16 protein-coding genes are annotated in these 13778 nt (G+C 61.7%); 7 read left to right on the plus strand and 9 right to left on the minus strand.

Annotation, left to right across the window (positions count from 1 at the left end; translation table 11 throughout):
- Positions 1–56: 56 nt before the first annotated feature.
- Complete coding sequence (locus DM374_RS27270; RefSeq protein WP_110972683.1) at positions 57–941, minus strand: DMT family transporter; 885 nt, start codon at positions 939–941, stop codon at positions 57–59.
- A 267-nt stretch (positions 942–1208) separates the two neighbouring features.
- Between DM374_RS27270 and DM374_RS27275 the strand changes: the two genes are divergently transcribed.
- A complete protein-coding gene (locus DM374_RS27275; RefSeq protein WP_110972684.1) occupies positions 1209–1697 on the plus strand; it encodes a GNAT family N-acetyltransferase in 489 nt (162 codons plus the stop codon).
- Positions 1698–1736: 39 nt separating this feature from the next.
- Here the strand turns inward: DM374_RS27275 and DM374_RS27280 are convergent, their stop codons facing one another.
- The 3 genes from DM374_RS27280 to DM374_RS27290 all read right to left on the minus strand — a co-directional run bounded on the left by DM374_RS27280 (position 1737) and on the right by DM374_RS27290 (position 3178).
- Entirely contained in the window at positions 1737–2021 is a 285-nt protein-coding gene (locus tag DM374_RS27280) for a DUF6555 family protein (RefSeq protein ID WP_110972685.1), read from the minus strand.
- Between the two features lie 81 nt (positions 2022–2102).
- Positions 2103–2576, minus strand: coding sequence for a hemerythrin domain-containing protein (locus DM374_RS27285; RefSeq protein ID WP_110972686.1), 474 nt, complete (start codon positions 2574–2576; stop codon positions 2103–2105).
- 209 nt (positions 2577–2785) lie between these two features.
- Entirely contained in the window at positions 2786–3178 is a 393-nt protein-coding gene (locus tag DM374_RS27290) for an NUDIX hydrolase (protein ID WP_110972687.1), read from the minus strand.
- Positions 3179–3409: 231 nt separating this feature from the next.
- Between DM374_RS27290 and DM374_RS27295 the strand changes: the two genes are divergently transcribed.
- The 3 genes from DM374_RS27295 (at position 3410) to DM374_RS27305 (ending at position 5978) form a co-directional block, all read left to right on the plus strand.
- Positions 3410–4294 (plus strand): LysR substrate-binding domain-containing protein, encoded by an 885-nt coding sequence (locus DM374_RS27295; protein WP_110972688.1) that lies wholly within the window; start codon positions 3410–3412, stop codon positions 4292–4294.
- Between the two features lie 90 nt (positions 4295–4384).
- Positions 4385–5311: an AEC family transporter gene (locus DM374_RS27300; RefSeq protein ID WP_110972689.1), complete on the plus strand. Its 927-nt coding sequence runs from the start codon at positions 4385–4387 to the stop codon at positions 5309–5311.
- A 139-nt stretch (positions 5312–5450) separates the two neighbouring features.
- Entirely contained in the window at positions 5451–5978 is a 528-nt protein-coding gene (locus DM374_RS27305) for an Ltp family lipoprotein (RefSeq protein WP_110972690.1), read from the plus strand.
- 155 nt (positions 5979–6133) lie between these two features.
- Here the strand turns inward: DM374_RS27305 and DM374_RS27310 are convergent, their stop codons facing one another.
- Both DM374_RS27310 and DM374_RS27315 read right to left on the minus strand, forming a co-directional pair.
- On the minus strand, positions 6134–6820 hold the full coding sequence (locus DM374_RS27310; RefSeq protein ID WP_110972691.1) for a retron system putative HNH endonuclease: 687 nt from the start codon (positions 6818–6820) through the stop codon (positions 6134–6136).
- Between the two features lie 6 nt (positions 6821–6826).
- Positions 6827–8152 carry an AAA family ATPase gene (locus DM374_RS27315; RefSeq protein WP_110972692.1) on the minus strand — a complete coding sequence of 442 codons (1326 nt, stop codon included), beginning with the start codon at positions 8150–8152 and terminating at the stop codon, positions 6827–6829.
- Between the two features lie 167 nt (positions 8153–8319).
- Here DM374_RS27315 and DM374_RS27320 point away from each other — a divergent pair, with 167 nt between their 5' ends.
- Positions 8320–8964 (plus strand): MBL fold metallo-hydrolase, encoded by a 645-nt coding sequence (locus tag DM374_RS27320; protein WP_110972693.1) that lies wholly within the window; start codon positions 8320–8322, stop codon positions 8962–8964.
- Positions 8965–9069: 105 nt separating this feature from the next.
- Positions 9070–9765: an OmpA family protein gene (locus DM374_RS27325; RefSeq protein WP_110972694.1), complete on the plus strand. Its 696-nt coding sequence runs from the start codon at positions 9070–9072 to the stop codon at positions 9763–9765.
- Between the two features lie 106 nt (positions 9766–9871).
- Here the strand turns inward: DM374_RS27325 and DM374_RS27330 are convergent, their stop codons facing one another.
- From DM374_RS27330 to DM374_RS27340, 3 genes are read right to left on the minus strand one after another with little or no spacing between them, the layout of a single operon-like run.
- Entirely contained in the window at positions 9872–10765 is an 894-nt protein-coding gene (locus DM374_RS27330) for an acyltransferase (RefSeq protein ID WP_110972695.1), read from the minus strand.
- Positions 10766–10768: 3 nt separating this feature from the next.
- The gene (gene pta, locus DM374_RS27335; RefSeq protein WP_110972696.1) at positions 10769–12865 is read right to left on the minus strand and encodes a phosphate acetyltransferase; all 2097 of its coding nucleotides are present in this window, start codon (positions 12863–12865) and stop codon (positions 10769–10771) included.
- Between the two features lie 32 nt (positions 12866–12897).
- The gene (locus tag DM374_RS27340) at positions 12898–13224 is read right to left on the minus strand and encodes a DUF3565 domain-containing protein (RefSeq protein WP_110972707.1); all 327 of its coding nucleotides are present in this window, start codon (positions 13222–13224) and stop codon (positions 12898–12900) included.
- Here DM374_RS27340 and DM374_RS27345 point away from each other — a divergent pair.
- Entirely contained in the window at positions 13193–13678 is a 486-nt protein-coding gene (locus DM374_RS27345) for an FKBP-type peptidyl-prolyl cis-trans isomerase (protein WP_095158582.1), read from the plus strand. The genes DM374_RS27340 and DM374_RS27345 overlap by 32 nt on opposite strands.
- The last annotated feature ends 100 nt before the right edge of the window (positions 13679–13778 follow it).

Below are 13778 nucleotides of genomic sequence, written 5' to 3' on the forward strand. Positions count from 1 at the left end.
TTCGAAGGAAAAAGCCGTTGCCGCCGGGGCATTGGTTTTCGCCACCTGAATGCTCGTCAGCCTCGCTGCCTCCCAGCCAACGCCAATCCGACACCCCCCAACACCACCACCGACGCCCCCACCAACCGCAACGAAACCGGCTCACTCAACACCATCACCCCGCCCAGCGCAGCAATCACCGGCACGCTCAACTGCAGGGTCGCCGCCTGTTGCGCGCTGATCTGTTTGAGGACGCCGTACCACACCGCGTAGCCAGCGCCCGAGGCGAGGATGCCGGAGCCGAGGGCATACAACAGGCCGGCGGAGCCGATCCGCAGATGCCCGGCTAACACCGCCGCCAGCGCCGGCACCAGCAGCAGTGGCAGGGCGCGGGTGAAGTTACCGGCGGTGTCCCTCACCGGGTGGGTCGAGCCCTTGCCAATCAGCGAGTAGGCGCCCCACGCCATGCCCGATACCACCATGGTCAGTGCGCTGACCGGCGCAGGGGCATTGGCGCCGGGCAGGAGCAGGGCAGTCAGCCCGGCAAAGGCGATGAGCATGCCCAGCAGCACCCGCGGGGCGACACCGTCACCCCGCAGCCAGGAGACCGCGAACATGGTGATCTGCACCGCGCCGAACAGGATCAGCGCCCCAACGCCAGCGCCGAGTTGCACGTAGGCAATGGAAAACAGCCAGGCATAGAGAAACAGCGCCAGCGCACCTTTCCAGCTACCGCCCAGTGGCGTGCCGGGGTGGCGCAGCCTGACCAGCAGCAACAGGAAGGCCGCACCGCTGAGCAGGCGCACGGCGGTGAAGCTGTGCGGGTCGATGGCGTCGTTGACCAGGGCCAGGCGGCAGAAGATCGAATTGGCGGCGAAGGCCAGCAGGGCGAAAGCCGCAGGGCCGATCCAGTGGGTGGAGGCGGGGAGGGCTACAGCGTCCGTCGTCTTGTTGTTATTCATCTGAACGGGTCGGTCCTGTTGCATTGAATGCATCGAATGCCTGTTTGTCAGGCGCTTCGTGCAATTGATAGCGGACATTCGCGACGCTTACAAAGAAGTTTTTCGTCGTCGGCCACAGCACTTTCCTGCCGATAGTGCTTTGGTCGCAGGAGTGCGGGAGCGGCGCCAGCGCCGGCAAATCTGTATGGCAGGCGGGTCGCTGATCTGTGTCTAACGCCCCAGGGCAAGCTGCGCGAGAATCGGTAACTCCGACCAAGGTACGACGCGATGAACGACATTCCCGGTGATCTCGATTTCTCTGGTTTCACGGTGCGCCGGCTTGAACCGGGTGATCGCGAGATGGTTTGCCGTCATCGCGAAGCGATGTTTCTCGAGGCCGGCGGCGATGCGCAGAACCTGCGGCGGATGACGGAGCACTTTCGGCCCTGGCTGGAACCACGCCTGGCGGACGGGCGCTATTACGGGTTCGTGGTGCTGGACGGCGGTGAGCCGGCGGCGGCGATCGGGTTGATGAGCATCGATTGGCCGCCGCATCCGGCGCACCCGACTGTCGATCAGCGCGGGTATGTGCTCAATGTCTACGTCGAGCCGGAGTATCGGCGCCGTGGGCTGGCGTCGAAGTTGATGCGGCTGGGAGAGGCGGAGTTCGCGCAGCGCGGGCTGGGGTTTGCGATTTTGCATGCCACCGAGGCGGGGCGGCCGCTGTATCAGGCGCTGGGCTGGGCGGGGACTGCGGAGATGGCGAAGGGGTTGTGATGAGGGCCGCGTGGCGGCCCTTCGCATGCTATGCGTTGCTCAATCCGACTCGGCGAATTTCTTCGGGTCGACCGGCGTTGGTACGAATTCCTGGCCCTGGCCGGAAACCCGCCACCTGACATTGGCGATGCCGTAGCGCTCGGCCATGGGCCGGCTGACTTTCTTGATCTTCTGCTGACCAAAACGCGGGATCACACCCACCCCGGCATCGCAGCTCGCCCAGTGCCAGGCCTCGACGTTGTCCATGTGCTCAAGGCGGATGATGAATGAGCGCTGCTGTCCCTGAAGCTCGTAGTCGATGACGTACAGTTGCGGTCCTGCCATTGAAATCCCCTCCATTGTCTCTGCCCGTGAGCCAGGGACTCACGGGGCATTTCAAGTTCGAATCCCTGCGAAGCGAACGCTCTAGGCCGAGGCCTGGCTGCGGAAGGCTTTTTTGTACTCTGCCTTCATTGCTTCCATCTGCGCACCCAGCTCATCCAGCTTCGCCTTGCCCAGCAGCTTGCGGGCCTGCGGGAACATCTCTTTTTCCTCTTCCTCGATATGGTGTTCGAGCAGTTCCTTGACGACCTTCACCCGCCCGGAAAACTCCAGCGTGCCCGGGTCGGTCTGCTTCAGGTCGGGCAGCACCAGGGAGTCCACGGTGCGGTGTTCTTCCTTGGCTTCGTAGTACATGACGTCTTGTTCCTTGCCGCCCTCGGACTTGAACGCCGGGTAGAGGATTTCTTCTTCGAGCTGAGTGTGCAGGGTGATTTCCCGCTCCAGTTTGGCCAGCAGCTCGGTGCGCTTCTTGACGCCGCGCTCAGTGGATTCGCTCAGTTCGGTCAGCAGGGCCTTGACCCGTTGGTGATCGCCTTCCAGCAAGTCGATGGCATTCATGTTTTTCTCCAGGCATAAGACTGGCACCGGCGAGGGTGGCGTCGGTGCTGGGTTATCCTTGGGGGTGTTGCGAAAGCCGTGCCGCTTTCGGCTGCGAACTTATCTATTGAAAATCATGGGGTTACAGATAGATGGCGAAATGCCGCGTCTGCAATTTGCATGACTGACCGCCAGGCCACCGTGCAAAGTGCAGCGCGCGACCCGCTCGATCAGACGGTCAGGGCGGGGAGCTGGCGGCTCATCAACGCGGAGGCGGTTGGCGTTAGCAGGGTGGCGGTGAGGGCATCGCGCCGGACCCACTTGCAGGCGACGATTTCGTTGTCGGCCACCGCGTCGGCGTAGTCGCCGAGCTGGGCGGTGAAGATGTGATGGAGGACGCCGTCGACTTCCAGGGTGCAAAGCTGCAACAGGCCCAGGCTGCGGATAGAGGTTTCCTCTTTCAACTCGCGGGCGGCGGCGTCGATGGGGTGTTCGCCGGACTCGATCGTGCCCCCGGGAAAATTCCACTTGCCGCCTTTTTTCCGCACCAGCAGCACCCTGCCGCTGCGCAGGCAAATGATGGTGGCTCTGGCCTTGAGGCTTCTGCGGTTTTTCCCTGGCATTGGCGTGTCCCGTTTGGCGATTTTCCGGGACGGGATGTCACTCACACGTCAAGCACCACCCGTCTTCTGTCGAGACTTTCATTGAGCATAGCGAGTTCAAATCAATCGTCACGATTCTGAGCGACGTATCGCATGCCAATTCGCGACAGCCGGTAGGACAAAGACGCGCAGCGCAGACGCATCGCCAGTGGATTGCTAACCTGTAGCGACTTTTCCCACGGACCTTTTCCCATGTCATTGCGTGCCCTGCGAACCCTGGTTGCCATCGCCCAGCACGGCTCGTTCGCCCGCGCCGCCGACGCGGTGCACCTCACGCAATCGGCGGTAAGCCTGCATATCCGTGGGTTGGAGGAAGAGTTCAATGCGCCGCTGTTCGACCGCTCGCGGCGCTTGCCGGTGCTGACCGAGGCCGGGCACCTGGCCCTGGAGCGGGCGCGGGAAATCCTCGCGCTGTACGACAGCATCGCCGCCGAACTCGGCGAAGACGGCGAGTTGCGCGGGCGCCTGCGGGTGGGGGCGATTCACACCACGCTGGCCGGGCTCTTGCCCAAGGCCCTGGCCGCGCTCGGCGCCGAGCACCCGCACCTGCGGGTCAACGTCGCCTCGGGCATGTCCGCCGAACTGGCGACGAGGGTCGAGGCAGGTGAGCTGGACGCGGCGGTCACCACCGAGCCGGTCAAGCCGCACCCTTATGGCTTGGTCAGCACGCCGTTGTACGAGGAAGGGTTCTGGATCATTGCGCCGCTGGCGTTGGCGCAGGTCGAGCCGCGGCGTTTGCTGCAAGAGCAGCCCTTCATTCGTTTCGACCGCCGGGCCTGGGCCGGACGCACCATCGAGCGGGAGTTGCGCCGCTTGCGCCTGCGGGTGCGGACCACCATGGAGCTGGACAGCCAGGAGGCGATTATCCAGATGGTCGCCAGCGGGCTGGGGGTGTCCATCGTGCCGTCGTCCCGTCGCAACCTGGAACGTCTTGGCCTGCTGGCCCTGATGCCGTTCGGTGATCCGCAACGGACCCGCCAGGTGGTGTTGATCGAGCGCGAAGACCGGCCGAGGGGCCGGTTGGCGGCGGCTCTGGCCCAGGCCGTGCGCCGACAGGCTGCGCTGACCGATGAGTAAAACTTGAGGATGGCTCAAGAATTCATCGTTTTTAATCAAGCATCCGGGTCTTTATCGTAGCGCTTATCCCTTGGTGCCCCGGAGTGCGCGATGACCCTTTCCCTGCTGTTGGCGCTGTTGCCCATCGCGTTGTTGATCGCCCTGGGTGCATGGCTGCGCCATAGCCAGTTTCTCGCCGACGGCTTCTGGCCCCAGGCCGAGCGCCTGGGTTACTACGTGCTTCTGCCGGCGCTGTTTCTTCACGGCCTGTCCACGGCCAGGCTCGATGGCGTGCCGGTGCAAGGCATGGTGCTGGCGCTGGTGTCGTCCACGGTGTTGGTCGCGGCGTTGCTGGTGGCGTTGCGGCGTTGTTTCAGTGTCGATGACGCGGCGTTCACCTCGGTGTTCCAGGGCGGCGTGCGGTTCAACAATTACGTTGGCGTTTCGGCGGCGGCGGGCTTGTTCGGGGCGCAGGGCATCGCCCTGGCGGCGGTGGCCAACGCCGCCATCGTGCCGACCGTGAATATCCTCTGCGTGCTGGTGTTCGCCCGTTACGGCACGGCGGGTCGGCTGTCGTTGGGCGGGGTGGTGAAGCAACTGGCGTTGAACCCGCTGTTGATGGCCTGCGCCGGCGGCATCTTGCTGCATGTCACCGGGTTGGGCTTGCCGCTGGCGATCGAGCCGTTGCTGAAGACGCTGGGCCAGGCATCGCTGCCGCTGGGTCTGCTCTGCGTGGGTGCGGCGCTGGACCTGCGCGCGGTGCGCAGTTGGCTGCGTCCGGTGGGGATGTCGTCGGTGGCGAAATTCATGGTCATGCCGCTCATTACCCTCGCGGCCTGCCACCTGTTCGGCCTCAAGGGTGAGGCGGCGGTGGCCGCGCTGCTGTTCCAGGCGCTGCCGACCGCTTCGTCCTCCTACATCATGGCCCGGCAACTGGGCGGCGATGCGCCGTTGATGGCGGGGATTATTGCCGGGCAGACGTTGCTGGCTGCGCTGGCGTTGCCGTTGGCAGTGAGTGTGTTGTTGCCGTGGATTTGATTCGCCGGGTGCATGGCCTGTAACTCGTTCCGACGGGGTGATAGGCTCTTGCGCCGTGATTACTGGCATGGCGTTCATTTTCAGGCGTTGTCGCAGACTGCAGAAGAAACGGCGGCGCCCGGTTCAGGAGAAAAGTGCAATGGACTTTGTGAAAACCGTTACGACGGCTGTGTTGTTTGCTGCGATGCCTGTTTGGGCAACTGATCTGACGGTGCCGCAGTCGAATGCGATCAGGGCCGCAGCAAGTTATCTGGAAAGTCAGCCTTTTTCGAAGAAAAGACTCATCGACCAACTTTCTTCGCCGCAAGGAGCGGATTACGATGTGGCCGATGCATCTTTCGCTGTGAACAGCCTGAAGGTTGACTGGTATAAACAGGCGGTGCTTGCGGCAAAGAGTTATCTCGAAAGCCAGGGGTTCTCTCGATATAGGCTGATTGACCAAATGTCCTCGCCCGCCGGAAGTGGTTTTGAGCTGGCCGACGCCAAGGCAGCAGTCGATAGCTTGAACGTAGACTGGAACCAACAGGCAGTGAGGTCCGCGAAGAGCTACATGGAATCGCAGGCTTTCTCTTGCAAAGGGCTTATCCGGCAACTTTCCTCCAGTGCTGGGAGCGGCTACACCGAGAGTCAGGCAACATTCGGGGCGAAACAGGCGGGTGCTTGCTGACGGCCGATATCGCTGAATAAACGAAGGTTCTGTAATCGACCGGTTACAGAGCCGTAGCGCGTGATGATGCCGTCGTCCTTGCGGTTGGTGCCTAAGGGCGGCACGACTGCTTGGATAGCTGACGTGGTCGGATCAGAGCAGAGGGCATCCGACGCTCAAGAGGTTTGCAGAAAATGCCTGATGGTTGAGGCGTAAGGATCCCACCGGGTCGCTTCGATTTCGCCTCTCAAATAGTCATTGCGTTCCTCTTCCTCCCAGGAAGCGAGCTCTTCAAGGTCTTGATCCTTGAACTTCCGGTAACTTTTAAGAGCGTTTGCGCGAGCGCCGGCGAGAGCACGATCGTCCAGGCCGAATACACGGACGGTTTCCTTCGCCATCACAAGCGCCTGCCCCTTGAGCCGGGTTTTTACCCGTACTTCCCCGGTCGAATGAAAGTACAAATAGTCATCGACGTCATGTTCGTCAGGCTTGATCAGGTGGTCGGGGTTGTAAGGCGGCGCAAACTTGCGATCCTTGAAGTGGCCACAGTGATCATTGGCACCGCATGCCAGAAACAGGTTGTTCCATTCGAAGGTCAGTTGCGGATACCCGAGGGCTCGGTTCTTTCTTCGGAAATGCTCGATATGCCCTTCATGGTAAATGGCACTCTCACAGTAAGCGCAGCGCACACCCTGTTCGTGGGCAACCTCTGCGCGTAACCCCGGATCACTCTGCAATTGAACCAGCGTTTGGCGTAGTTCCCGTTTGCAGTGGCCTCCAAATTCCTCCCAGGTGTGTACCCGATAGTCATAGGTGGCGAGACACGTAGGGGCTCGGATGGCGGTTCGATCAAGCGTGAGCATATTCACTCAATCCTTTCGGTCGGCATTTTTCCGCAATTTGAACTCCTGAAAGCGGATCAGCCGATCAGCATCGAGCATCACCTGGTGTTTGGGGCCATAGAAGGCCGCCAATTGGGTTCGCAAAGCCACGCCGTCATTGTCCTGATAACTGCCATCCTCGATTTTGGCGGTGTAGTCAGCCAGCCATTTTGCTTCAGCCACTGGCGGGACTGGATTGACGCCCATGATCTCGTTGAGTGCGACCGCGCTCTCTATCCCTTTGATCTCCTGATGAGGGCTGGTCGCATGCCATTGCCCGTCACGATCCTGGAAGACCACCCGAATGTTTTCACTGCGGACTGTCGAAAGCACTTGAGGGCTATGGGTACTGACGATGAACTGAACCTGTGGAAACGCCTTGCTCAGGCTGGCGATCACACGTTGTTGCCAAGCCGGGTGAAGGTGCAGATCGACTTCGTCGATCAAAACGATTCCGGGTGTTTCCAGAGGGGCTCTTTCCTTCAGATGGCCATTCAGGCGTACACATCGCAGTGCCAGGTCAGCGGCCAGCGTGATCATTGCGCGCACGCCATCGCTGAGTAGATCAAGCGGTAGCGCCCCGTGATCGGGGTGGGACATGGACAGCTTCTTGAACGTCAGGCTGTAGTGGAAGTTGCTCCAACCCTCTTCGGTAAGAACCTCGTTTACTGCGGTGCTGATACCTTGCAGCCGTGCGCTCAAGTTGGAATTTTCGTAGCCACTCTGTTGCTGTTGTTGCAGTGCTGCATAGGTGGCTTGCTCCATCCACTTTTGCAATTGGCCGAAGTTTGAGAATACCGAAATACAATCTTCGTAACCCGCCGTGCGGCTTTCAGTCAGTACGGGTTTATTGCTGAGATTGTTGCGGCTGACCCACAAGCGCCGGGAACTGTAATAACAAATAACCGGAAGAACGACGTCCGAAGAAGTTCGTAGCATGGACTGGAATTCCCGGCCCCATACAGCCAGTGGCTCGGCTTCCTTGGTGGTCGTGCGGCTTTTCGGGCCTTGCAGCGCACGTTGCCACTGCACATCGGGAGTGATCATTTGCGCATTGATGACGACCGGGAATTGAGATTCGTTTTCGAAACCTTCTCCAACTCTTATGAAGCGGGCATCCGTACGTTCGATGTGCTTCGAAATACCATGATCAAACGCTCCGACAAAGGGTCCGAATGCAGCCACGATTGCTTCCAGCACTGAAGTTTTGCCTTGCCCGTTGCGCGCCGCAATAACGGTCAACTTCGGGTGAAAGTCGATTTCAAGCTCAGGGAACCGGCGATAGTTTTTCAGGCTTAGTTTGGTCAGATTCATGAGCAGTCTTCTGGCTGTGTGCTTAGCGTGGCCATCTTTGCGCAAGCCAGGAGATGCCTGGCTCAGAGGGTTGGACGAATCGCAGCATAGTAGCAGTGGACAAGGCGAGTTGATTTTCAATTTTGGTTACCGATTAGAATTACTGCCTGTTCACATCGGAATGAACCATGAATCCCGCACCCACCACGCTTATCCGCGAAACCTTCCCCGTCGGTCCGTTGCAGTGCAACTGCACGATCATCGGGGATCCTGTAACGAAAAAGGCGATTGTCGTCGACCCGGGTGGTGATCCCGAGCTGATCATGAAGCGCCTTGATGCCCACGGTCTCAAGGTGGTCAGCATCATCCATACCCACGCCCATCTCGATCACTTCCTGGCATCCGGGCAGTTGAAGGAGAAAACCGGTGCCACGTTGCACCTGCACAAGGACGACCAGTTCCTGTGGGACAACCTGGAAATGCAGTGCCGCATGTTCGGCGTGCCTTACGTCCCGGTGCCGTCGCCGGACCGCTGGCTGGCGGATGACGAGGAGCTGGCGTGCGGCTGCGGCGTGGCGTTGCACACGCCCGGGCATACGCCGGGGTCGATGAGTTTCTGGTTTGCCGACGCCAAATTGTTGATCGCTGGCGACACCCTGTTCCGTCGTGGGATTGGTCGCACCGATTTGTGGGGTGGTGACCAGGCGACTATCGTTCGTTCGATCAGAGAGCGGTTGTACAGCCTCGATGAGGAGGCGACGGTGGTCGCCGGGCATGGTCCCGACACCCGCCTGGGCGAGGAAATGCGCCAGAACCCGTTTGTGCGGGCCTGACCCTCGGCGATTGCTTGTAGGGAATTTTTCCTCTTGGCCGCGTTCCAAGGCTGGCATAGGACCGATAGCGTCCGCTGCCTAAACGAATTACTGCAGGAGCTTTCCATGTTCACCATGCGTCGTTTGATTATCGTCGCTACCGTCGCCGCCTTGGTGTCCGGTTGTGCCGGCCAGAACCCCTATGACAACCAGGGCGGTCAGGCACAGGAGTCCTCAGGGATGAGCAAAACCGCCAAGTACGGCGGCCTGGGTGCATTGGCCGGCGCTATCGCCGGTGCCGCGATCGACCACAACAACCGCGGCAAGGGCGCGCTGATCGGCGCTGCCGCAGTAGGCGCTGCCGCCGCAGGTTATGGCTACTACGCCGACAAGCAGGAAGCCGCGCTGCGCGAAAGCATGGCCAACACCGGTGTTGAAGTTAAGCGTGAAGGCGACCAGATCAAGCTGATCATGCCGGGCAACATCACCTTCGCCACCGACTCGGCGAACATCGCCCCGAGCTTCTATTCGCCGCTGAACAACCTGGCGAACTCGTTCAAGCAGTTCAACCAGAACACCATCGAAGTCGTCGGTTTCACCGACAGCACCGGCAGCCGCCAGCACAACATGGACCTGTCGCAGCGTCGCGCGCAGGCGGTCAGTACTTACCTGACCTCGCAGGGTGTCGATTCGTCGCGGGTGAGCGTGCGCGGCATGGGCCCTGACCAGCCGATCGCGAGCAACGCCGATGCCAACGGGCGGGCGCAGAACCGTCGGGTCGAGGTGAATCTGAAGCCGATTCCGGGGCAGAATTATCAGTAATTGCTGATGGCCTTAATCGCCGCGGTTCGGCGTCCCGACAAGCCGGCTCCCACAGTGTCCTGAGGGCACTGATCAACCTGTGGGAGCCGGCTTGCCGGCGATGCATTCAGGATGATTTCAACTTCTCCAACCGCCCATCCTTCACTTCCCACAAGCGGTTGATCCAGCGCTGGAACTCCGCCCGATACACCTCATCCTGGTCATAACTGCGACCCAGGAAATCCTCCGGAATCGCCAGTTCCTCGAACTGCACCTCGATCCGCCGCACCCGTCCGCACAACAGATCCCAGAACCCCGGCGCGCCTTCGGGGTAGTGGATGGTCACGTCGATGATCGACTCCAGTTGGTCACCCATCGCATCCAGCACGAAGGCGATGCCGCCGGCCTTGGGCTTGAGCAGGTGCCTGAACGGTGACTGCTGCTGGCGATGTTTGGCCGCGGTGAAGCGGGTGCCCTCGGCGAAGTTGAAGATCGCCGTGGGCTTGCCACGGAATTTCGCGCAGGTCTTGCGGGTGGTTTGCAGGTCTTTGCCGCGTTTTTCCGGGTGCTTGTCCAGGTACGCCTTGCTGTAGCGTTTCATGAACGGAAAGCCCAGCGCCCACCAGGCCAGGCCAATCACCGGGACCCAGATCAGCACCTGTTTGAGGAAGAACTTCAGCGGCCGGATACGCCGGTTGAGCACGTATTGCAGCACCAGGATATCGACCCAGCTCTGGTGGTTACTGGTCACCAAGTAGCTGTGTTGATAGTCCAGCCCGGCCAGGCCTTCGACCTGCCAGTGGGTGTTGCCGATCAGGTTCATCCAGGCCTTGTTGTTGCTGATCCAGGCTTCATGGATATGCCGCATCAACTCGTCGGTAATCCGCTGCGCCGCCGCGAACGGCAGGCACAGCTTGAACAGGCTGACGATGAACAACGGCGTGCAGCAGACAATGGTGTTGAGCCCCAGCAGCGCTGAGGCGATTACCCCGCGTACCGGCGCGGGCAGGGAAGCGAGCATGGGTCAGTCGTCCATCGAGCGGTTGGCCTGGATTGCGGTCAGGGCGATGGTGTAGACGATGTCGTCCACCTGGGCGCCCCGTGGCAGGTCATTCACGGGTTTGCGCAGGCCCTGCAGCATCGGCCCGAGGCTGACGCAGTCGGCGCTGCGCTGCACCGCTTTGTGGGTGGTGTTGCCGGTGTTCAGGTCGGGGAACACGAACACCGTGGCGCGACCGGCTACCTTGCTGTTGGGCGCCAGTTGCCGGGCGATGTCCAGGTTGGCGGCGGCGTCGTACTGCAACGGGCCGTCGATCAGCAGGCCGCGCTGGGTTTCCTGGGCGAGCAGGGTCGCTTCGCGGACCTTTTCCACCTCTTCGCCGCTGGCCGAATCACCGCTGGAATAGCTGATCATCGCCACCCGCGGTGCGATGCCGAAGGCTTCGGCGGAGTCAGCGCTTTGCAGGGCGATTTCCGCCAGTTCCGCAGCGCTCGGGTGCGGGTTCATCACGCAGTCGCCGTATACCAGCACCTGCTCCGGGAACAGCATGAAGAACACCGACGACACCAGGCTGCAACCCGGTGCGGTCTTGATCAATTGCAGCGCGGGACGGATGGTGTTGGCGGTGGAATGAACCAGCCCGGACACCAGGCCGTCCACTTCGTCCAGCGCCAGCATCATGGTGCCGATCACCACCGGGTCTTCGAGTTGCTGCTCGGCCATCGGCGCGTTCAGGCTCTTGCTCTTGCGCAGGCTGACCATCGGCTCGACGTAGCGCTCGCGGATCAGGTCCGGGTCGAGAATCTCCAGGCCTTCCGGCAGGGTGATGCCTTGGGCGCGGGCCACGGCCTGGACGTCATCCGGCTTGGCCAGCAACACACAGCGGGCGATGCCGCGGGCCTGGCAGATGGCGGCGGCCTGCACGGTCATCGGCTCGGCGCCTTCGGGCAGGACGATACGCTTGTCGGCGGCCTGGGCCTGCTGGATCAGCCGGTAGCGGAACACCGCCGGCGACAGGCGCATCTCTCGCGGCGTGCCGCAGCGCTGGTGCAGCCAGTCGGCTTCGAGGTGGCTGGCCACGAAGTCGGTGATGATCTCCGCGCGCTCGCGGTCGTCCACCGGGATTTCCTTGTTCAGGCCGCTGAGCTGGTTGGCGGTGTCGTAGGAGCCGGTGCTCACCGAGAGGATCGGCAGGCCGGCGAGCAGGGCGCCCTGGCAGAGTTCGAGGATGCGTGGGTCGGGCTTGCTGTCGCTGGTCAGCAGCAGGCCGGCCAGCGGCACGCCATTGATTGCCGCTAGGCTGACGGCGAGGATGATGTCGTCGCGGTCGCCGGGGGTCACCACCAGGGTGCCGGGCTTGAGCAGCGGCACGGTGTTGGCCACGGTGCGGGCGCAGAGGATGATCTTGTTCATGCGCCGGGTTTCGTAGTCGCCGGCGTTGAGCACCTGGGCGCCGAGCAGGTCGGCGACGTCACGGGTGCGCGGGTCGTTGAGCCCTTCCTGGAACGGAATGCAGCCGAGCAGGCGGAAATCGCCGCTGCGCAGCAACGGCGAATGCTCGCGCAGACGGCGGGCGAACTCGCTGATGCTGTCGTCGCTGCGGACCTTGTTGAGGATCACGCCGAGGACTTTCGGGTCCTTGGGACCGCCGAACAGTTGCGCTTGCAATTCGACCCGGCCGGACAGCTCGGCGAGCACGTCGTTTTCCGGCGCCGAGACCAGGATCACCTCGGCGTCGAGGCTCTTGGCCAGGTGCTGGTTGACCCGCGCGGCATAGCTGGCGTGCCGGGTCGGGACCATGCCTTCGACCACCAGCACGTCCTTGTCGACGCAGGCCTGTTGATAAAGGGTGATGATTTCTTCGAGCAATTCATCCAGTTGGCCGTCGCCGAGCATGCGCTCGACATGGCCCAGGCTCAGCGGCTTGGGCGGCTTCAGGCCGTGGGTGCGCGAAACCAGTTCGGTGGAGCGTTCAGGACCGGTGTCGCCGGGGTGCGGCTGGGCGATCGGTTTGAAGAAGCCGACCTTCAGGCCCGCCCGCTCCAGCGTGCGAACCAGGCCGAGGCTGATGGAAGTCAGGCCGACGCCGAAGTCGGTCGGCGCGATGAAAAAAGTCTGCATGCGAGCTTCTCGAAATGAGCTGTGCAAAAGAGTCAATTGACAAGGGTATCGCTATCGACCCCCTGAGCGCACCAGCCGCAGGCAAAAGGCTGGCCGATGCGGCGTTGACGCTCGGCGGCGTCGAGCACCCAGGCACGTGATTGCCAGGGCGGCTGGTGGCGCAGGTGTTGGGTGTGAGCGCAGGACAATTCGGCAACCCAGTGGCCGTCTTCGTCCTGATGAAACCCGGTAATCCGGCTGACCCGTTTGTCCGGGTTGCGTTCGCTTTCAGGCGAGGCGTTGGTTACACTTGCCCGTTCAACATTCTTATGCAAAAGGTCTCGCCCCATGCTGATTGCCGCCAATAAGGCTGTCTCCATCGACTATACCCTGACCAACGACGCTGGTGAGGTCATCGACAGCTCCGCCGGCGGCGCCCCGCTGGTGTACCTGCACGGTGCCGGCAACATCATTCCAGGCCTGGAAAAAGCCCTGGAAGGCAAAGGCGCCGATGAAGAACTGGACGTCACCATCGAGCCGGAAGACGCTTACGGCGAATACCTGGCCGAGTTGGTCAGCACTTTGAACCGCAGCATGTTCGAAGGTGTCGACCAACTGGAAGTTGGCATGCAGTTCCACGCTTCGGCGCCGGATGGCCAGATGCAGATCGTCACCATTCGCGACCTGGACGGCGACGACGTTACCGTCGACGGCAACCACCCACTGGCTGGCCAGCGCCTGAACTTCAAGGTCAAGGTCGTCAGCATCCGTGATGCCAGCGAAGAAGAAATCGCTCATGGCCACGTCCATGGCGAAGGTGGCCATCACCACTGATTTTCTGCGCTAAGCTCAGAAAGTCGCGAAGGCGCCTAGGCCCTTCCGTCGTGCAACCCGCAAGGGGGCATGCGGCAGGCCGGGCGCCTTTTTAGTGGGC

Origin of the sequence: Pseudomonas huaxiensis (assembly GCF_003231275.1) — a bacterium.
In the GTDB taxonomy this organism is placed as follows: domain Bacteria; phylum Pseudomonadota; class Gammaproteobacteria; order Pseudomonadales; family Pseudomonadaceae; genus Aquipseudomonas; species Aquipseudomonas huaxiensis.

Bases quoted from the DNA above. Each gene is read 5' to 3' on its own strand.
- DM374_RS27270 (WP_110972683.1), bottom strand. From the start codon at position 941: ATGAATAACAACAAGACGACGGACGCTGTAGCCCTCCCCGCCTCCACC.
- DM374_RS27275 (WP_110972684.1), top strand. From the start codon at position 1,209: ATGAACGACATTCCCGGTGATCTCGATTTCTCTGGTTTCACGGTGCGC.
- DM374_RS27280 (WP_110972685.1), bottom strand. From the start codon at position 2,021: ATGGCAGGACCGCAACTGTACGTCATCGACTACGAGCTTCAGGGACAG.
- DM374_RS27285 (WP_110972686.1), bottom strand. From the start codon at position 2,576: ATGAATGCCATCGACTTGCTGGAAGGCGATCACCAACGGGTCAAGGCC.
- DM374_RS27290 (WP_110972687.1), bottom strand. From the start codon at position 3,178: ATGCCAGGGAAAAACCGCAGAAGCCTCAAGGCCAGAGCCACCATCATT.
- DM374_RS27295 (WP_110972688.1), top strand. From the start codon at position 3,410: ATGTCATTGCGTGCCCTGCGAACCCTGGTTGCCATCGCCCAGCACGGC.
- DM374_RS27300 (WP_110972689.1), top strand. From the start codon at position 4,385: ATGACCCTTTCCCTGCTGTTGGCGCTGTTGCCCATCGCGTTGTTGATC.
- DM374_RS27305 (WP_110972690.1), top strand. From the start codon at position 5,451: ATGGACTTTGTGAAAACCGTTACGACGGCTGTGTTGTTTGCTGCGATG.
- DM374_RS27310 (WP_110972691.1), bottom strand. From the start codon at position 6,820: ATGCTCACGCTTGATCGAACCGCCATCCGAGCCCCTACGTGTCTCGCC.
- DM374_RS27315 (WP_110972692.1), bottom strand. From the start codon at position 8,152: ATGAATCTGACCAAACTAAGCCTGAAAAACTATCGCCGGTTCCCTGAG.
- DM374_RS27320 (WP_110972693.1), top strand. From the start codon at position 8,320: ATGAATCCCGCACCCACCACGCTTATCCGCGAAACCTTCCCCGTCGGT.
- DM374_RS27325 (WP_110972694.1), top strand. From the start codon at position 9,070: ATGTTCACCATGCGTCGTTTGATTATCGTCGCTACCGTCGCCGCCTTG.
- DM374_RS27330 (WP_110972695.1), bottom strand. From the start codon at position 10,765: ATGCTCGCTTCCCTGCCCGCGCCGGTACGCGGGGTAATCGCCTCAGCG.
- pta (WP_110972696.1), bottom strand. From the start codon at position 12,865: ATGCAGACTTTTTTCATCGCGCCGACCGACTTCGGCGTCGGCCTGACT.
- DM374_RS27345 (WP_095158582.1), top strand. From the start codon at position 13,193: ATGCTGATTGCCGCCAATAAGGCTGTCTCCATCGACTATACCCTGACC.
- DM374_RS27340 (WP_110972707.1), bottom strand. From the start codon at position 13,224: ATGGAGACAGCCTTATTGGCGGCAATCAGCATGGGGCGAGACCTTTTG.